General features: G+C 41.9%; 21 protein-coding genes. 9 read left to right on the forward strand and 12 right to left on the reverse strand.

Going from position 1 to position 18,956, the window contains the following annotated elements; genetic code table 11:
• Positions 1-37: 37 nt before the first annotated feature.
• Positions 38-337, reverse strand: a complete 300-nt coding sequence (locus ACLI08_RS07195) for a hypothetical protein (RefSeq protein ID WP_411427789.1) — start codon at positions 335-337, stop codon at positions 38-40.
• A gap of 567 nt (positions 338-904) precedes the next feature.
• On the opposite strand from ACLI08_RS07195, the gene ACLI08_RS07200 reads away from it, so the two are divergent.
• From ACLI08_RS07200 to murA, 3 genes are read left to right on the forward strand one after another with little or no spacing between them, the layout of a single operon-like run.
• A complete protein-coding gene (locus tag ACLI08_RS07200) occupies positions 905-1,189 on the forward strand; it encodes a DUF493 family protein (RefSeq protein WP_411427790.1) in 285 nt (94 codons plus the stop codon).
• Between the two features lie 15 nt (positions 1,190-1,204).
• Positions 1,205-1,906 (forward strand): DUF4290 domain-containing protein, encoded by a 702-nt coding sequence (locus ACLI08_RS07205; RefSeq protein ID WP_411427791.1) that lies wholly within the window; start codon positions 1,205-1,207, stop codon positions 1,904-1,906.
• 15 nt (positions 1,907-1,921) lie between these two features.
• Entirely contained in the window at positions 1,922-3,232 is a 1,311-nt protein-coding gene (gene murA, locus ACLI08_RS07210; protein WP_411427792.1) for a UDP-N-acetylglucosamine 1-carboxyvinyltransferase, read from the forward strand.
• A gap of 66 nt (positions 3,233-3,298) precedes the next feature.
• On the opposite strand, the gene ACLI08_RS07215 is transcribed toward murA, so the two are convergent.
• On the reverse strand, positions 3,299-4,651 hold the full coding sequence (locus tag ACLI08_RS07215; protein ID WP_411427793.1) for an NAD-dependent succinate-semialdehyde dehydrogenase: 1,353 nt from the start codon (positions 4,649-4,651) through the stop codon (positions 3,299-3,301).
• Between the two features lie 106 nt (positions 4,652-4,757).
• Here ACLI08_RS07215 and ACLI08_RS07220 point away from each other — a divergent pair, with 106 nt between their 5' ends.
• A complete protein-coding gene (locus tag ACLI08_RS07220) occupies positions 4,758-5,981 on the forward strand; it encodes an OmpA family protein (RefSeq protein WP_411427794.1) in 1,224 nt (407 codons plus the stop codon).
• 349 nt (positions 5,982-6,330) lie between these two features.
• Here the strand turns inward: ACLI08_RS07220 and ACLI08_RS07225 are convergent, their stop codons facing one another.
• On the reverse strand, positions 6,331-7,755 hold the full coding sequence (locus ACLI08_RS07225) for a S41 family peptidase (protein ID WP_411427795.1): 1,425 nt from the start codon (positions 7,753-7,755) through the stop codon (positions 6,331-6,333).
• A gap of 120 nt (positions 7,756-7,875) precedes the next feature.
• Here ACLI08_RS07225 and ACLI08_RS07230 point away from each other — a divergent pair, with 120 nt between their 5' ends.
• Genes ACLI08_RS07230 through ACLI08_RS07250 form a run of 5 tightly spaced genes read left to right on the forward strand, consistent with a single transcriptional unit; the run spans position 7,876 to position 10,399 of the window.
• Positions 7,876-8,385 (forward strand): RNA polymerase sigma factor, encoded by a 510-nt coding sequence (locus tag ACLI08_RS07230; protein ID WP_411427796.1) that lies wholly within the window; start codon positions 7,876-7,878, stop codon positions 8,383-8,385.
• The gene (locus ACLI08_RS07235) at positions 8,372-8,818 is read left to right on the forward strand and encodes a hypothetical protein (protein ID WP_411427797.1); all 447 of its coding nucleotides are present in this window, start codon (positions 8,372-8,374) and stop codon (positions 8,816-8,818) included. The genes ACLI08_RS07230 and ACLI08_RS07235 overlap by 14 nt, the downstream gene beginning before the upstream one ends.
• Before the next feature lie 7 nt (positions 8,819-8,825).
• Entirely contained in the window at positions 8,826-9,293 is a 468-nt protein-coding gene (locus ACLI08_RS07240) for a DUF4252 domain-containing protein (RefSeq protein ID WP_411427798.1), read from the forward strand.
• Positions 9,294-9,326: 33 nt separating this feature from the next.
• Positions 9,327-9,857: a DUF4252 domain-containing protein gene (locus ACLI08_RS07245; RefSeq protein ID WP_411427799.1), complete on the forward strand. Its 531-nt coding sequence runs from the start codon at positions 9,327-9,329 to the stop codon at positions 9,855-9,857.
• 2 nt (positions 9,858-9,859) lie between these two features.
• Entirely contained in the window at positions 9,860-10,399 is a 540-nt protein-coding gene (locus ACLI08_RS07250) for a DUF4252 domain-containing protein (RefSeq protein ID WP_411427800.1), read from the forward strand.
• Between the two features lie 107 nt (positions 10,400-10,506).
• Here the strand turns inward: ACLI08_RS07250 and ACLI08_RS07255 are convergent, their stop codons facing one another.
• The 9 genes from ACLI08_RS07255 to ACLI08_RS07295 all read right to left on the reverse strand — a co-directional run bounded on the left by ACLI08_RS07255 (position 10,507) and on the right by ACLI08_RS07295 (position 18,930).
• On the reverse strand, positions 10,507-11,778 hold the full coding sequence (locus ACLI08_RS07255) for an adenylosuccinate synthase (protein WP_411427801.1): 1,272 nt from the start codon (positions 11,776-11,778) through the stop codon (positions 10,507-10,509).
• A gap of 104 nt (positions 11,779-11,882) precedes the next feature.
• Positions 11,883-12,338, reverse strand: a complete 456-nt coding sequence (locus ACLI08_RS07260; RefSeq protein WP_411427802.1) for a Fur family transcriptional regulator — start codon at positions 12,336-12,338, stop codon at positions 11,883-11,885.
• Positions 12,339-12,527: 189 nt separating this feature from the next.
• Positions 12,528-14,750, reverse strand: coding sequence for a RelA/SpoT family protein (locus tag ACLI08_RS07265; RefSeq protein WP_411427803.1), 2,223 nt, complete (start codon positions 14,748-14,750; stop codon positions 12,528-12,530).
• A 200-nt stretch (positions 14,751-14,950) separates the two neighbouring features.
• Positions 14,951-15,703 (reverse strand): SDR family NAD(P)-dependent oxidoreductase, encoded by a 753-nt coding sequence (locus tag ACLI08_RS07270; RefSeq protein ID WP_411427804.1) that lies wholly within the window; start codon positions 15,701-15,703, stop codon positions 14,951-14,953.
• A 129-nt stretch (positions 15,704-15,832) separates the two neighbouring features.
• A complete protein-coding gene (locus ACLI08_RS07275; RefSeq protein WP_411427805.1) occupies positions 15,833-16,108 on the reverse strand; it encodes an ArsR/SmtB family transcription factor in 276 nt (91 codons plus the stop codon).
• Between the two features lie 44 nt (positions 16,109-16,152).
• Entirely contained in the window at positions 16,153-16,701 is a 549-nt protein-coding gene (locus ACLI08_RS07280; protein WP_411427806.1) for a cupin domain-containing protein, read from the reverse strand.
• On the reverse strand, positions 16,701-17,240 hold the full coding sequence (locus ACLI08_RS07285; RefSeq protein ID WP_411427807.1) for a hypothetical protein: 540 nt from the start codon (positions 17,238-17,240) through the stop codon (positions 16,701-16,703). Before ACLI08_RS07285 ends, ACLI08_RS07280 begins: the two co-directional genes overlap by 1 nt.
• 6 nt (positions 17,241-17,246) lie before the next feature.
• Positions 17,247-18,038, reverse strand: coding sequence for a TrmH family RNA methyltransferase (locus ACLI08_RS07290; RefSeq protein ID WP_411427808.1), 792 nt, complete (start codon positions 18,036-18,038; stop codon positions 17,247-17,249).
• Between the two features lie 43 nt (positions 18,039-18,081).
• Positions 18,082-18,930, reverse strand: a complete 849-nt coding sequence (locus ACLI08_RS07295) for a tetratricopeptide repeat protein (RefSeq protein WP_411427809.1) — start codon at positions 18,928-18,930, stop codon at positions 18,082-18,084.
• Positions 18,931-18,956 lie beyond the last annotated feature (26 nt).

Raw genomic sequence — 18,956 nt, forward strand, 5'->3', positions numbered from 1 at the left:
GGACCACGATGGCAAAATAAGTGTTAATGTAGGTGCTTTATCTTACAAAGCGTTCTAAAATGCTGTATTCGTTGCTTAATTCTATGTAGTAACAACCTGCGGGCACTTCCACATCCATTTCATCAATCTGCTTTTTAGAAAAGCCACGTTTTTTTAAATCATCCGGGGTGTGCAGTAGTACAGGGTCGTCTCCTACGTAGTACAGGTTATCGTCACTTTTAGTGATTTCATTTACCTGCCCTGATATTCCGTAATCAAGGGAGTTATAATAAAGCTCTTTTTCAAGCTCTTCTTCGTTTAACTGGTTCAGCCAGTTTTTAAGGTCTCTCAGTTTCATACCTTAAAGCAATTTGTAAAATTAGTATCTTTTTTAGCGGCAGTGTAATTCGTTGTGGGGCAAAAAATTACAAGGGTAAATTTATATAAAACATCATTACGTTGCTGCGTCTGTTGATAATTTTTTCAAGTTAATTAAATTGTTTCTTAACATAATTACAACATAATTAAATTAAGGTAAAAAGTCCCGATGAATATGCGATTTTTTGTTATTTGTTGCTGTTCGGGTAGGGTTATCTTGGTAGTTTTTTTCTTATACAAATGCTGTTGGTCGTAAAAAAACGTCGTTGGTCTGCTTATTTTAGGTATTTGCCTATTTCTTTTACAGAAAGATTGAAGGATATCGAGAGTATAAAATAAGGCGTTTTGAAATGTGATTTCTGGTGTGGGATACTATTACAAAAAAGCAGTCATCGGGTTAACCGAATGACTGCTTTAACAATTAATATAACCTAAAATGTAAAATATAGACGCAAGATATTAAAAAGAGTTGCGTGGCACAATATAAATTTTGTTTGAATAGATAAGTAGGCGGGAATAATGTATATTTGCGTTTATTTTGTGAAGGATGGATAACAAGACCGAAGAATTTTACAGAAGGCTTACGGAAGAGCTTGCGGGTTCTGCCGATTGGCCGGCGCTATACCTATTTAAGTTTATAGTGCCATCAGACGACCAGAAAATACAAACCGTAGAAAATGCTTTTAATAATATGGGTGCCGTTATAGAGACCAGTAAATCTAAAACCGGCAAGTATACCAGCGTTTCTATTAACGTAAAGATGCAGGGCCCCGAAGCTATTGTTGAAAAATACAAGCAGCTTTCTGTTATTGAGGGTATTATTTCTCTATAAACTTAATTTCTTACAATGAAATATAACGCTGACGATGCCGTTATGCACCTTGAGTATAATTCGCTGCGCGAGCACCTTATTATACCCGAGTATGGCAGGCATTTACAAAAACTTATAGACCAGGCATCGGCCCTGGAAAACAGGAACGAACGCAATAAGGCGGCGCGCTACATCATTTCGGTTATGGGTAGCCTTAACCCCCACCTGCGCGACGTGCCTGATTTTCAGCATAAGCTATGGGATCAGCTGTTCATAATGTCTGATTTTAAGATAGATGTTGATTCGCCTTATCCTGTGCCAAGCAGGGAAATGCTGGAGCAAAAACCCGACAGGCTTGCTTATCCGCAAAACTTTCCTAAATACAGGTTTTATGGTAACAATATAAAGTATATGATAGATGTGGCGTGCAGCTGGGAAGACGGGCCTCTTAAAGATGCGCTGGTTATAGTTATAGCTAACCACATGAAAAAATCGTACCTGAGCTGGAACAAAGACACCGTAAAAGACGACGTGATTTTTGAGCACCTTGCCGAAATGTCGGGTGGTAAGTTAAACCTTCAAAGTACAGATGAGGAGCTTTCGGCTACCAGCGACCTTATGAAGGTAAACAAGAAAATGAGCAACAAAGCTTATAACAATACTAATAATAACAACAATAATAATAACCCCCGACTTAGGAAGGGTGTTATGAAGAATAACAATAACCGTAAATCTTAATTTTTACTCGTTTGCATGGGAACATTTAAAATTGAAGGTGGTGCACCGCTAAAAGGGGATGTAGTTCCTCAGGGAGCCAAAAATGAAGCATTGCAGGTGCTTAATACTGTACTGCTTACCTCCGAAAAAGTAACCATTACTAACATTCCTGACATTATAGATGTTAACAAGCTTATAACGCTGCTTAGCAACCTTGGTGTTAAAATACAAAAGCTGGCACACGGCTCATATACGTTTCAGGCAGATGAGGTAAACCTTGCTTATCTTGAAAGCGACGCTTTTAAAAAAGAAGGCGCAGGCCTTCGTGGTTCTATTATGATTGTAGGGCCGCTACTGGCTCGTTTTGGTAAGGGATACATTCCTAAACCGGGTGGCGACAAAATAGGACGCCGCAGGCTTGATACGCACTTTGAAGGTTTTATAAACCTGGGTGCTAAATTTAGGTATAATGAAGAAGAGCATTTTTACGGTGTAGAGGCCGAAAGGCTTAAAGGGGCTTACATGTTGCTTGATGAGGCATCTGTAACCGGTACGGCTAACATAGTTATGGCTGCTGTACTTGCTGAAGGTAAAACTACCATATACAACGCGGCCTGCGAACCGTACCTGCAACAGCTTTGCAAAATGCTTAACAGCATGGGAGCAAAAATTACTGGTGTAGGTAGTAACCTGCTTGAGATTGAAGGTGTGGAAACCCTTGGCGGATGCGAGCACCGCATACTGCCGGACATGATTGAAATAGGTAGCTGGATAGGCCTTGCAGCTATGACTCGCAGCGAAATTACCATTAAAGATGTAAGTTGGGAAAACCTTGGTGTAATACCAAACGTATTCCGTAAGCTGGGTATTACCCTGGAGCGTCGGGGAGATGATATATACATCCCTGCACACAAAGACGGTTACGAAATACAAAGCTACATAGATGGGTCTATACTAACCATAGCCGATGCTCCATGGCCGGGCTTTACGCCTGACCTTTTAAGTATTGTTTTGGTTGTGGCTACGCAAGCAAGGGGTAGTGTACTTATACACCAAAAAATGTTTGAAAGCCGCCTGTTCTTTGTAGACCGCCTTATAGATATGGGCGCGCAGATTATTTTGTGTGACCCGCACAGGGCTACAGTTATAGGGCTTGACTTTAAATCGCAATTAAAAGGTATATTAATGTCTTCGCCTGATATCAGGGCCGGTATTTCTATGCTTATTGCGGCACTTTCTGCAAAAGGTACCAGTACTATACAAAACAGTGACCAGATAGACAGGGGTTACGAGCGTATAGACGAAAGGCTACGTGCACTGGGTGCTAAAATCACCCGTTTGGACTAAACAGATTTTGTTTTATATATAAAAACGCCTTCTTACACAGAAGGCGTTTTTTGCTTTTTAAGAGATTTATTTTATGTAAACCGTTTTTACGTTTACAAACTCTTTAATGCCGTGCTCAGAAAGTTCTCGGCCATACCCTGAACGTTTTACGCCACCAAAGGGCAGTGCAGGATCTGATTTTACAAGGGCGTTTATAAATACGGCTCCTTCTTCAAACAGGTGTAGTTTTGATTTTATATTTTTTATGTCTGTAGTGAAAACCGACACCCCAAGTCCAAATTCCGACTGATTGCTGAGTGCTACCGCTTCTTCAAAGCTGGAAAACTTAATTACAGGTACGGCGGGGCCAAACACTTCTTGTTTAAAAACCGGCATTTCGGGCGTTACACCGGTCAGTATAGTAGGGGCGTAGAAAGCTTCGTTTCGGGTGCCGCCCGTAACTATTTTGGCTCCCATTTCTACTGATTTGTTGACTTGTTTTTCTATTTCTTCGGCAAGGTCTACACGAGCCATTGGGCCTATATAGGTGTCTTCTTTGTTGGGATCGCCAATTTTAAGTTCCTCTACTGCTGCTTTAAATTTTTCAAGGAAAGTGTCGTATATCTTCTCATGCACAAAAAAGCGTTTTGCGGCAATGCAGCTTTGACCCGTATTTTGGAAACGCGCCGTAACCGCTTCTTTAACCGTGTGTTCCATATCAGCATCCTCCAGTACTATAAGGCCGTTACTTCCGCCAAGTTCAAGCACCGCTTTTTTAATTTGGGCGGCGGCGGTGCTCGCAGCAGATGCACCTGCTTTTTCACTGCCGGTTAATGATATTGCCTTTACTTCAGTCAGGTTAATGATTTCCTTAACCTGGTCGCCGCTTATAAATAGGTTTTTATACACTCCTTCCGGAAATCCTGCCTGTGTAAACAGCTCTTCTATGAGCGCGGCACAGCCCGCTACGTTGCTGGCGTGTTTTACCGCTACGGTGTTTCCGGCAATAATAGTGGGTATGGCAAACCTAAATACCTGCCAGTACGGAAAGTTCCACGGCATAATGCCAAGTATTACCCCAAGAGGTTCAAACGTGGCGTAACTCTCAGATCCATCTGAAGTTATTTTTTCATCAGCTAAAAAAAGTTCTGATTTTTGTAGGTAAAATTCGCATAAAAGTTTACATTTGTTTAATTCCGCTATCGCCTGTGTAATGGGTTTTCCCATTTCGGCCGTAGCCATTGCAGCCAGCGCATCCTTCTTAAGATCAAGGGTTTTAGCCAGTTTGTCTATAAATGTAAGCCGTTCTGTCAGGCTCTTGCTTTTCCAGTTGCTGTACGTTTTGGCTGATTCTTTAATAATATTTACCGCCTCAGTGTGCTCAAGATATTGGTAATCAGAAATTTTTTCCTGATTGTATGGGTTTACAGTGGTGTACATAAGTGTGTGTTTTTCTTTATTTTATAAAGATACTACATATTTTGTAAATTATATTTTACTATTTTTACCGAAAAATTAAACGTACTGATAAACAAAAGAATTATTTATGAAGAAAGCTGTACTCCCCCTATTACTGCTTTGCTTGGCGCAGGGTATAAGTGCCCAGGAAGCAAAAGATTACAACAAATGGTCGGTAGAGTTTGGTGGTGGTATCAACAAGGTATCAAAACCGCTTAACCCGGGCTACCACGTAGATGGTTACAACCTGTACACGCTTACAGCAGGTGCAAGGTACATGTTTAATACCAAAATAGGTCTTAAGCTTGACTTTGATATGCACAGGCTAATGGGTGATAACAGGTCTATTCCTTTCCAGACAAATGTATACACCGTAGGACTAGAGGGTGTAGCTAACTTAGGCAGGATTCTTGAGTTTGAAAGTTGGACGAAAAGAATAAACGTACTTGCGCACACCGGTGTGGGTGTAGGTATGCTTACAGGAAACGACCGTATTAAAGAAAATGACAACATAGGTAACTTCCTTATAGGTCTTACCGGTGAATATAAACTTACCAACAGGGTAACCCTTACAGGAGACTTTACCATGATGAACTCTTTTGCTATGCAAAGTTCATGGGATGGTGGCCAAGTATACCAGCCTGCAGGAACGCAAGGTTTTGATGGTACTTTGTATGCCGCTACTATTGGTCTTAACATCTCATTTGGTAAACATGCTGAACATGCTGACTGGTATGTTTACAATGGTGATGATAAGATTGAAGATCTTGAAAACCGCGTTTCTGAACTGGAAACAATGATGAACGATACCGATAAAGATGGTGTGCCGGATTATCTTGATGCTGAGCCAAAAACTCCATCTGGAGCGCTTGTTGATTCTAAAGGTAGAAACGTAGACCTTAACAACAACGGCATTGCTGATTACGCCGAAGTACAGCAGCAAACAACAACTGGTGGTGGTACTGAGGTAGTAGACCTGATAAACGAAGGATATGTAAACATTTACTTCGACTTTAATTCAGACCAGCCTACGCAAGCTTCTACAGGTGCAATTACCTTCCTTATTACATATCTTAAAGAACACGCAGATAAGTCTGTGGAGCTATTTGGCTATGCCGACGAAATTGGAGATGCTAAGTACAACCAGGAGCTTTCTGAAAGAAGGGCTGCAAACGTGAAGAAGATATTTGTAGACGCAGGTATTGCAGAAAGCCGTATGACAATTACCGGTAAAGGTATAGATAATACTGTAAGTAAAGACAGCAAATACGCTCGTAACACAGTACGTCGTGTAACGCTTTCAATAAAATAATTATAACCCTGTTATAATTGCAAAAGCTGGCCTTAAAGGCCAGCTTTTTTTGTTTTGTAAACAGGTAGTATGTAGATAATGTTTACATGTGTGTAAAGTAGTACAGTGTATGCTTTAAGCACAATTATACCAATGATAAATAGTAGTTGCGCTGCTTTTAGAACCTTTTCTACAGGCAGAGATATAACAGCTCATCATAACACGTGCGTAGCTATGCATGCAAAATTGTGCCATGAATTAACAATCAAACAATATGGTTCGCGCTGCTACACAAGCTATAACACAGGGCAATAAAAAATCCGGTTGCAAGCTTAGTTGCAACCGGATTTTAAACCTTTAAAGAACGCTATTATTTTATTTCCGTATACATGTCGTTACCCAGCGGCTTGATAGATTTACTATCCCTAACGGCTACATGCGGTGTTTCAGGAGCTAGTATCCGGCGACCGCTTCCGGTAATTTCTCGAATTGCTTCTGCTAACAGAGGCTCTGTTTCTTCGCCCAGTACACCCATATTATCAAAACTTTCGCCCAGTTCCACGTTAGGTTTAATGCCACTTGCGTAATCGCCAAAATCATTTTTATTGGCTATTCTAAACACTATAGGCTGCATGGCATATCGGTGGCTTCCGTTTCTGTTTCTTGCAGAAAAGTCGGGTGAGTCGTATAGTGTAATAGAGCCCACGTTTTTCCCAACTGTAGTTTTGCCTATCTGTTGTACTTCTATGTATGGTTTCAGTCCGTTTATAACAAGCTCACTAGCCGACGCCGTACTACCTGTAGCAATAATATATACTTTATTTAGCCTTAGGCTATTTATACTGCTACCGTTAGAAAGTGTACTGCTAAACTTGTTTACTAAAGACTCAGGGTTGTTGCTCTCATAGTAGGCCTGCAGTTTGTTGTTCCATTGTTCTTTACAAAAGATTTGCCCGTTAAACTGCCCGGTAATCATGCTGCCCAGATACGTTGCCGTGCGTACGCTGCCGCCACCGTTATATCTTAGGTCAAGTACCAGGTCTGTAACACCCGCAGCTGCAAATTGCCCAAACGCATCGTTTAGCTGTGTATCATAATTGCTGTAAAAGCCATTATACATTAAATATCCTATGGTGTGCGACCCCGCAGTAATGGTTTTGGCTACAAGCACAGGATTTTCGCTGTACTCTGTTTTTGTAAGCGCTACCGTTTTATCATTTGGGGTTATGTTTCCACCATCATAGTCGGCCATGTTTAGTGTGTAAAAGTTTTGGTTAACCAGCAGGTCATAGTAGTTGCTGCCGGTAAGTGCAGTTCCATTTACGGCATAAAAAATGTCGCCACGTTTTATATCCTTAGTGCTGGCATCGCTGCCCGGCATTACATAGCGCACGTATCCAAATACAGAGGTACGGGTGTCATCTTTATATACAAGTCCAAATTCTATACCGTTACTCATGCTCACACCTTGCAGCGCGTTTTCCAGTACACGGTAGTCCTCTACCAGCACGCTAAAACGGTCTACCTTATTTCCTGCGCTATCTGTACGGTACAGCAGGCTTTCAAAAAGGGCAGATGGTGTATTGTAAGATTCTAAAAACGCGTTTAATTCAGCCTGGTTGGCAAAGCGGTTATCGGCAAGGTTCGGCACGTTAGACTGCCACAGGTAAAACTGGTTCAATCCCTTCCATATAAAGTCGTTAACAGGTACGGCGTTATCATCCATGTCTTCGCAGGACTGAAGTGTAACGCTAACGGTAAGCACGGACAACAGCAAAATGCCTATCTTTTTCATAAACGCAGTTTTTTATCTTATTATAGAACGTAAATTTAAATATTTTTAATATTCCGTGTAACAAAAAAACATGCTACTCGTCTTGCTTATATAAACCGATAATAACAACCCTTAGAACGTATGAACCAGGCTGAGTTTATAAAAGTTATCTCGCCATTTAAAGATAAGGTTTTCCGGCTTTCGCGCCGGATGCTTATTAGCATTGAAGAGGCTGAGGATGCTACCCAAGAGGTGCTGGTAAAGCTTTGGAACAGCAGGGCAAAGCTAAGTGGTTATAGTAGTGTGGAGGCATTGGCCATGACCATGACAAAAAACTACTGCCTGGACAGGCTTAAAAGCAAGCAGGCATCGGAAATGAGGATTGTGCACAGCAATTACACCGATAGGGAAGCGGGGCTGCACAAGCAGGCAGAAGACCGCGACAGCCTGGGGTGGGTGCAAAAAATAATGTTACAGCTACCCGAACAGCAACGCATGATTGTGCAGCTAAGGGAGGTGGAGCAATACGAATTTGAGGAAATAGCCAAGTTGCTCGATATGAACGAAACGGCGGTACGTGTGGCGCTAAGCCGCGCCAGGAAAACGCTTAGGGATGAAATGACAAAAAAACACAGCTATGGAATTAACTAAAATAGAATTACTGATTAATAAATATTTTGACGCCGAAACTACTTTAGCAGAAGAACAGCAACTTAGGGATTATTTTAATTCGGGTAATGTGGCGCCACACCTGCAGCAATATGCTCCTATGTTTTGCTTTTTTGCCGAAGAAGAAGATCTGTCGTATAACAGGCCTTTACAGTTTGAAGCTAAGCCGGATTACCGGAGATGGTTTAGCGTAGCGGCGGCAGTAATTGTGGTTGCAGGGGGCTTTACCTGGTTTTATATAAATGGGGAAAACGCCGGCCGGCAAGATCTGGGTACTTACAATAACCCTGAGGTAGCCTTCAGGGAAACACAAAAGGCCCTAAACATGCTTTCAAAAAACGTAAACGTGGGCGTAGAAAGTATGAGTTACATAGGTGAATATGAAAAAACACGTAAATCAATCTTCAAAAAATAGAACAGTCATGAAAAAATTAATCATTGCAGTAGTATTAGCGGTGGCACCATTTGTTAGTTTTGCGCAAACAAATGTGTTTGATAAATTTCAAAATGTAGAAGGCATACAATCAATATGCTTAAACAGTAAACTTTTTGAAATAGCAGGTAGCGTAGAGGCTCCTGCAGGTGGCGAAAAGGCCCAGAAATGTTTAGATATGGTAAGGAACATAGATAATATGAAGATTTTTTCCACATCTGAAAGAAAGCACAAGAAAAACCTGAGCAGCGCCGTAGGTGCTTATCTTAAAGAAAATACGCTTAGCGAACTGGTTTCGGTAAACGATAAGGGTTCTAAAGTAAAGGTATTTGTAAAGCAGGGCGGTAAAGCGTCTGAAATACGCGAGGCACTGGTTTTTGTTGAAGATGAAAAAGAAGTGGTAGTTATGAGCTTTACCGGACAGGTAGACCTTAACACCCTTAAAAAGTTAAAGTAACTGTACTCAAAAAAGATTTTTAAATTAAGCGAAATGAAAAAGCTGTTTATTGCCCTGTTACTGGCTGCGATGCCTTTTATAGTAAATGCCCAGGCGTCGCCATTTGCCAGGTTTGAAGACAAAACAGGCATAACATCTGTTGTGGTAAACAAAAAGATGTTTGAACTGATGTCTAACGTAAAGATAGACCCTAAAGATAAAGAGGGTCAGCGTTATCTTAACCTTGTAAGGAAACTGGATAACCTGCGCGTGTTTACTACCGAAAACGGTAAGTTTTCCGGTGACATGAAGGTAGCAGTAGACAGTTATCTTAAAAGCAACCCGCTGCAGGAGCTTATGCGTATTAACAACAACGGCCGCAGCATAAAAATTTATGTAAAGCAGGGCGCTTCGTCTTCGCAGGTTAAAGAGCTGCTTATGTTTATAGAAGGGGGCAAAGGTACAGATACTGTACTTATGTCGCTTACGGGTAGCTTTGACCTGGACGATATTTCTATGCTTACCGAAAGGATGAGCCTTCCGGGCGGTAACGAGCTTAAAAAAGCTGCTAAAGAAAAAGCATAAGTATGGTACGACTATTTTATATACTGGCTGCGGCAGCAGTGGCGCTCCTTACATCGTGTAGTGGCGAACCTACCATGCAAACCTACTTTGTAGACAAAAGTGAACAACCGGGTTTTTCGGCTATAGATTTGTCGCCAAGCCTTATCAATACCAATAAGCTTAACCTTAAGCCCGAAGAAAAGGCGGCTATGGCTTCCATTAAATCGGTAAATATACTGGTGTATAAGGCAGATTCGGCTAACCCGAAATCTTATGAGCAGGAAGCGGCTACTGTTTTAAAAATTATTAAAACAGACCATTATGATGAACTTATGAAGTTTAATTTTAATGGGGCAGGGGCTAACCTGAGCACAAAGGGCGAAGGGGAGCACATAGACGAGTTTGTGGTATATGCGCACAAGCCCGATGCCGGACTTGCACTATTCAGGGTTACGGGCAACGACATGACGCCGAATAACGTAATGACTATAGCCTCTGTATTGCAAAAGGCGAGTGTAAATTCTGATCAGTTTAAGCCGTTGCAGAAAATGTTTTTAAAATAAAAACGCGATTTTAGTTTAGGTAAAATTTTTATACAACAGGCTTTACGCCAAACAAAAAACCGGGAAGCAATTCCCGGTTTTTTTATGTTGTATTGTAATGCTAATATTTATTTACGGATGGTTTGTTTCCTGTCTGGGCCTACAGATACTACCTTAATAGGCACTTCAAGTTCAGCTTCTATAAAGGCAATGTATTCTTTAAACTCTGCCGGAAGCTCATCGTAAGTTGTAAGACCGGTAAGGTCTGCCGCCCAGCCTTTTTTCTCCACATACACAGGCTCCACATTTTCTGGCTCTATGTTGTATGGGAAATGATTTATAACCTCGCCTTTGTATTTGTAAGCTGTACAAACTTTTAGGGTTTCAAAACCACTCAGTACGTCGCCTTTCATCATATACAGTTCGGTAACGCCGTTAACCTGTACCGCATATTTAAGCGCTACAAGGTCTAGCCAGCCACAACGCCTTGCCCGGCCTGTAACAGATCCAAATTCGTTACCCACACGTGCCATGGTAGCACCATCTTCGTCAAACAGCTCGGTAGGGAATGGGCCACTACCTACGCGGGTAGTGTACGCCTTAAATATACCGAACACGTCTTTTACTTTGTTTGGTGCTATACCTAACCCTGTACAGGCTCCGGCTGCCGTGGTGTTAGACGATGTTACAAACGGATAGGTTCCAAAATCTATATCCAGCAGCGACCCCTGGGCACCTTCGGCAAGGATAGATTTTCCTGCCTTCATGGCGCTGTTAAGGTATTCTTCGCTGTCTATAAACGTAAGTGTTTTAAGTACCTCAATAGCCGCAAAGAACTCTTCCTCAAGTTCGGCAAGGTCATACTCCAGCTCTACGTTGTAAAACGCTATCATAGCCTCGTGTTTTTCGGCAAGGTGGCGGTAGCGTTCCTTAAAATCGTCTAGTTCTATATCACCTACACGTATACCGTTTCGTCCGGTTTTATCCATGTATGTAGGGCCTATACCTTTAAGGGTAGAACCTATTTTGGCTTTACCTTTACTGGCTTCGCTAGCTGCATCCAGCAGGCGGTGCGTAGGCAGTATAAGGTGTGCCTTGCGCGATATAAGCAGGCGTGATTTAATGTCTATGTTAAACTTTTCCAGTCCTTCCAGTTCTTTCTGGAATACTACCGGATCCATAACCACACCGTTACCTATAATGTTTACAGAGTTTTGGTGGAAAATACCCGAAGGAATGGTTCTTAATACGTGTTTAATACCATCAAACTCCAGTGTGTGGCCGGCATTTGGCCCACCCTGAAATCGCGCTATAATATCGTAGCCCGATGTAAGTACGTCAACTATTTTTCCTTTTCCTTCGTCGCCCCATTGTAGCCCGAGTAGCAAATCTACGGTCATTCTTATTCGTGTGTTGTTTTATGTTGTTAGTAATTATTTCTGTCTTTAAAAACAAAAAACCAATCCGTTTTAGGGGTTGGTTCATTGGGCTGCTTTACAGCGGCTTATTCTTTTTCGGCGGCTACCTGCTTTTTCTGTCCGTACAGGTATAGCGAGTGATTGTGTATCTCTATGCCAAATATTTCTTCTATTGTTTTTTTAATGCTCTGTATACGCGGGTCGCAAAACTCTATCACTTCGCCGGTATCAGTCATAATAATATGGTCGTGCTGTTTATCAAAGTACGATTTCTCGTAGTGGCTTTGATTTTGCCCAAACTGGTGGCGCCTTACTAGGCCACACTCCAGCAGCAGTTCTATGGTGTTGTACAGCGTAGCGCGGCTTACGCGGTAGTTTTTATTTTTCATTTTAATATAAAGCGACTCTATATCAAAATGCTCGCTGCTGTTGTATATTTCCTGGAGTATTGCGTAGCGCTCAGGTGTTTTCCTGTGTCCCTTGTCTTCCAAAAACTTGGTAAAGACATTTTTTACAATCTCCTGGTTTTTATTGTTTTCCATAATTCGTGCGAAATACACGCAAAGATACGCTAATTTTTGGGAAGAGAAAATGTTTTGTGATACGGGATTTTATCCAGTGTTTTTAAATGTAAAATTTTGGCTACAAAACCTTTACGTTGTTATTGGTAAATTAGCTTTCATATCTAAAGTTAGTAGCGTTTAAACTATTGGGCAGTTAAGCCCAATAGTTTAGTTATTATAAATCCGTGTTACTTTATCTATACCGTCTATCTTCTTAATGTTTTCAATCAGCTTTTTAAGGATAGTATTGTTTTGTACCACAACCGTTACCTGGCCGTTAAACACGCCTGCATTACCGCTAAGCGATATGCTTTGTATGTTTACGTGCATGTTGTTACTGATTACTTTGGTAAGTTCATTAGTAAGCCCCAGGCTGTCCATACCGGTAATTTTAAGGGTTGCCTTAAATTCTTCCTGGCTGCTATCTATCCATTTGGCAGGGATAATGCGGTAGGCAAAGTTACTCTGCAGCCTTATGGCGTTAGGGCAATCGCGCTTGTGTACTTTAATACCCTCGTTTATGGTTACAAAGCCAAACACATCGTCGCCAGGTATGGGGTTACAGCAGTTGGCCAACTTATAGTCGAGCTTATCGCCGTTTTTACCAAATACAAGCAGGTCATAGTTTTTGCTGATTTCCTCTTTTTGTATTTGTTCCGGCGCTACACTTGGCGATTTACGCATTTTACCTTTAAAGAAATTCATAAAGGTATTGCTCTTTAATGCCGCAAAGTCTTTTAACTGCTGGTTGTCTATGCTGCCTATACCAATGCGGTAAAACAGGTCCAGGCTCGTTTTAAGTTTAAAATAGGTTACCAGTTCGTTAATGGTGGCCTCATTAAGGTTTATTTTTAAATGGCGCAGCTTTCGGGTAAGCAGCTCTTTACCGTCTTCGGCTATGCGCTTGGTGTCTTCGTTTAGTACGTTCTTTATTTTGTTTTTGGCGCGGGCGGTAGTAACATAGTCAAGCCAGTGCGAGTTTGGCTTTTGGTTAGGCGATGTAATAACCTCTACCTGGTCGCCACTATTCAGCACGTGATTCAGCGGAACCAGCTTGCCGTTAACGCGTGTACCCCTTGTGTGTATACCCACTTCAGAGTGGATACTAAAGGCAAAGTCTAATGAAGTAGCACCTTTTGGGAGCGACTTAATTTCTCCCTTAGGCGTAAATACGTAAATTTCCTTGGCGTAGAGGTTCAGTTTAAAGTCTTCCACAAAGTCTACCGCATCGCCCGATGAATTTTCAAGGGCTTCTTTTAGCAGGTTCAGCCAAGTTTCAAGTCCGTGTTCTTCGGTATTAGCCCCCTGCTTGTATTTGTAATGCGCAGCGTAGCCCTTTTCGGCAACTTCATCCATACGCTCACTGCGTACCTGTATTTCTACCCAGCGGCCTTTTGGACCCATAACCGTAATGTGTAACGCTTCGTAGCCCGTACTTTTAGGCGATGAAATCCAGTCGCGAAGTCTGCTGGGGCTGGGCCTGTAATGGTCTGTTACTATAGAGTATATTTTCCAGGCGAGGAATTTTTCGTCGTGCTGGTTTGATTTGTAAATAATCCTGAGGGCGAATTTATCATAAACCTCGTCAAACGTTACGCCCTGTGCCAGCATTTTCCGGCGAATGGAGTACACTGATTTCGGCCTCCCTTTTATGGTATATTCTATACCCTCGGCATCCAGCGATTTACAAAGCACATCACTTATTGATTTAATGTAAGCATCCTGTTCTTCCTTGCTCTCTTTCATTTTGCTTACAATGTCGTTGTATACCTCGGGTTCGGTATACTTAAGCCCAAGGTCTTCCAGTTGGGTTTTTATGTTATATAAGCCCAGCCTGTGCGCAAGTGGCGCGTATATGTATAGGGTTTCGCTGGCTATTTTTGCCTGTTTGTAGTCCACCATGCTTTCCATGGTCTGCATATTGTGCAGGCGGTCGGCAAGTTTAATTAATATAACCCTTACGTCATCATTAAGGGTAAGCAGCATTTTACGGAAATTCTCCGCCTGTAACGATATTTCCTGGTCTGTCTTTACCTGTGCTATTTTAGTAAGGCCTTCTACAATGCGCGCGATTTTTGGGTTAAACATATTTTTAATATCTTCAACCGTAACGTGGGTATCTTCTACCACATCATGCAAAAGTGCCGAAGCAATAGAGGTAGCGCCAAGGCCAATTTCAGATGCCACTATTTTTGCCACCGCAATAGGGTGAAAAATATACGCTTCGCCTGATTTACGGCGCTGGTCTTTGTGGGCATCTACCGCTACGTCAAACGCCTTGCGAATCAGTTTTTTATCGTCTTCGCTAAGGGTTTGGTAACTTATGCGCAGCAGTTCCTTATATTCTTTGGCTATTGCTTTGTTTTCCTGTTCTATATCAATCTCAATCATAGTTCTTGTCGTCTGCCTTAAATATACATATTTCCTCGATTTAAAGCAAGCGGATTTTTGGTTATTCGTGGATTTTTGTCAATATAGGCTTTGGTTTACCAGCTACATAACTACATTGTTAAACTCGCATACCCTAAAATAAAAAGCCCTGCCAAATGGCAGGGCTGTGCAGACACAGAGAAACTAAAAACAAACAAAAATTATCTGATACCGCCTGCAGCGTTAATACGCTCGCCGGTAATCCAGGCAGCATCATCGCTGGCCAGGAAGGTTACTGCCTTAGCTATATCTTCGGGTTCGCCTATACGCTTAAGGGGCGTTCTGTCTATAATCGCCTGGGCAAAGTCGCTACCTTTAATACCGGCTATATCGGCACCTTCGGTTGCGGTTAACCCCGGAGATACGGTATTAACCCTAATGTTTTTAGGGGCAAGTTCGTCGGCCAGAGCCCTTGTAAGGGTATCCAGCGCACCTTTTGTAGATGCATATACAGCAGCGTTAGCGGTAGGGCTAACCGCTACTACAGAGCTAATGTTTATAATGCTGCCGCCAGTAGCCGGGAAGTATTTAAGCGCTTCCTTGCTGGCAAGTATAGGGCCTAGTACGTTAATGCTAAACTGCCTGTTGTATTCTTCTACAGTAATTTCTTCCAGCGGCTGAAATGCGTATACACCTGCATTGTTAACCAGTATATCTACTTTACCGAATGCCGTTGCTGTTTCACTAAACAGTTGGGCTACGTCTTCGGCATTTGCCACACTGCCTTTTACGGCAATGGCGTGGCCTCCGTTAGCGTTTATATGCGCTACGGTGCGGTCTGCGCCGTCTTTATCGCTGGCGTAGTTTACCACTACTTTAGCACCTGCCGCGGCAAGATCTTTTGCTATACCGCTACCTATTCCTTTACTGGCGCCGGTTACTACGGCCACCTTTCCTTCTAATTTTAAACTCATTTGATTTATGTATTTAAATATTTCGATATAAAATTTCCAAAAAAAGAGCAGTCGTGCTGCCCTGTAATTGGGTACTAATACTGATGCAATGTTAGGAAATAAATCAATATATTTAAATATTTCTATTGATTATTTTTTCACTAAGGAATTTAGGAAGGTAATGTATTCTGCAAATACCTCTTTATCAATGGTGTATTTTATACAGCGCCCTTCTTTTTCGGCTATTAAAAGACCCGCATCTATAAGTTGCTTAATGTGGTGCGAAACCGATGGCTGCGCCAGGTCTATCATTTCTATAATCTGTGCACACTGAAGCCATTCCTGCTTTTTTACCTCCTGCATAATGCGTAATCGGTGCGGATCGCCCAGTGCTTTCGAAATACGTTCTATATCTTTTGGCTTCATATATAATTGAAAAATGCAAATTTATCAATTTATATCGGGATTACCTAACGGCAATATTTTTCCAGCAGTTGCTGCTCTATTCCTTTTTTTACTGCTGTTTTATAAAGCATGCCAAACAGTGGTGCAATAACCTTAGCCAGCGGATTGCTAAAATGGGTGTCACCCCAATGGTACATAATAGCGGTATGGTAAATGTTTTTTGGTATTTGGTTTTTTGTAACGGTACGCCCATCGTTTACCAGTCCGAACATTGCTTTTAAAAAGTTTTCGAATCCGGGCTGGGCGGGGGTAAGGTTAACCCTGAAAACTATGGTTTGGTCTGTATCGTTATAAAACCTGTGGTGGGTATACGGGGGTACAATAGCGGTTTCTCCGGGGTTGAGGTACAACTTTTTTCGCCCGAGCCGTAAACCAAGTTTACCTTTTACGGCAGTAAACTCTTCTGTAAAGCCCTTGTGGTAATGCAGCGGGTTACCGCCTCCGGGGCTAAGGCTCACCTCAAATTGTGTGAGTGTGCCACCGGACGCTTCGGCGGTGGTGAGTAGGGTGGTGGTTTCCCCATTAATAGGATTGTAATAGGTTTTTCCGGCCATTAGTTGCAGCTAAACTCGCATTTAATTTTTTTGAGTTTTCCCTTTTTAAAGTAAAACACCCACAAGCAGCCTAATTCCTTTTCCTGTGGCAGCAGGGTTACCACTTTCCACGGTTCTGTATCGTCATCATCCTGTTCTTCTTCTGCAGCCGAAACGGCTATGGGGTAGGTTTTACTAAATCCCTTCAGGCTAGTGGTATGGTCAAACCAATCATCCTTTTGCTGAAAAAACATATTTTTTCGGGGAGAAAAATCCAGTTCCCTAAAGTTCATTACGCCATTGTCCATTTCATAGCGGGCACCACGGTAATAAACCATTTTAGCACTTTTTTCGGCTTCCGCGCCACATATTTGTTCCGGCAGGGGTGCGGTAATGCTGTCGGCTTTCTTTTTATATACGCCCTCAAACTCTTTATAGGTAAGCGTAAGAGGAAGTTTGTTATTTACTTTAGCAGTTTCCCAGGAAAAAAGCTCGTCTGCATCTTGCGCAAACGAGGAAAAGGAAATCATCAACATAAAAATCATCAGCACATTCTTCATCCTTTTTTATTTAAAATCTCTTTGTCTTTTAGCTTCAAATATAAGAATTGCGGCAGCAACAGATACGTTCATGCTGTCTATTTCGCCCTGCATGGGTATAATTATATTGCGTGTGCTGGCATCGCGCCACGCTTGGGTAAGCCCCGTTGCCTCAGTTCCCACAACAAGCGCGCTGCCTTTTTTATACTCCTGTTCGTGGTACATAGCCGAGTCTTGCAGGGTAGCACAATATATATTTATATGGTGTTTTTTAAGGTAATCTATAACCTCGTCCGTAGTACCTGTAGCTATGTTGTTTGTAAATAAGCAGCCTACACTGCTACGTACCACATTAGGGTTATACATATCGGTTTTAGGGTTGGCTATAATTACCGCATCTAATTTTGCGGCATCGGCTGTGCGCAGCATGGCACCAAGGTTACCCGGTTTTTCGGTAGCTTCTGCAACTAAAATCAGCGGGTTTTCCTTAAGCACAAGGTCATTAAGGCTAAGGCTCTTGGTTTTAGCAATAGCAATAACGCCTTCGGTAGTATCCCGGTAGGCCAGCTTTTGGTATACTTCTCTGCTTATCTGAATGTACTCCGGCTTAGTACCGGCTATGGCACTTACCTGAGTTTCGCTCAGCATTTCGGGTACAAAAAGAACTGTTTCAAGTTCATAACCACCTTTGCGTGCCAGTTCCAGCTCACGCTGCCCTTCTATAATAAAAGTACCGCTTTGCCTGCGGGCTTTCGCTTTCTCCTGAAGTTGTACAAGTTGTTTTATATAGGGGTTTTGCGCGCTGGTAATTTGTTTCATGTGCTTATTATGATAAGCGCAAAGGTATTGCAAAAATTGATGTTTAAAAATTAGTACGTACTACTTCGGCTACTTTATCTTTATTATTAACATCTTCCAGCAGCATTTTTACATAGGTAGTGGTTTCGCTTTCAGGATGATTCTTTACAAATGCCGTAAAAGCTTTACGTGCTTCGGCATCCATTTGATTGTTACTGAAGTCTATTACAGGCGTATTGTCTAAACCAAGTAAAAATGCATAACGGTACATTTTGTATGTGTCTTCAGCTTCTTTCCTAAATTCACTTTTAGGATATTTTTTTATGAAGTTTTCCCAGGCTACTACACGTTCGCCCAAATCTTTCCAAGGGATTGATACAGCGGCATCGGCTTCCCACAGTTCCTTTTCTTCATAAGCTACTATAGAAATCCCTTCGTCGTAGTCGGCAGTAACCTTCCCCGAAAAGATTTTCTTATAATAGTCTGGTACATTACGAACAATGGCCATGCCTTCGCCGATGTCCCAAAGTTCCAGCCCGGCAGGTTTTATTTTGTTTTCCAATACTTTTAGCCTTTTTTCTTTTGCAGGCTCATCAGTGGCATGCGCTGTTTCAAGGAAACTTCCTTCAAAATTGTTAATTGCTGTCAATGCTTCAACGTTCGATGAGAACAGTTTATCATAAATTTTATTTGCCTTTTCAGTAGAAACACCTTTTAGTTGTGCTAAAGCTTCCTTCTTGTTCTTTACAATCTGTGCTACAAATAGCACGGTTGAGTCTTCAGCGGTACCGGCTTGTATGGTTTCGCCGTGTATAGGTGTGTCTTGCCCTACGGTTTCTGCAGATACTTCTTGCTTTTTACAGCCCGTAACAAATGTCAGGGAGATTAGTAGTGCCGGGAATATTTCTCTCATTGTGTTAGTTATCAAATTTAGTCTGA

The sequence above is a fragment of the Flavobacterium sp. RNTU_13 genome (assembly GCF_046614455.1).
Classification (GTDB): Bacteria; Bacteroidota; Bacteroidia; order Flavobacteriales; family Flavobacteriaceae; genus Flavobacterium.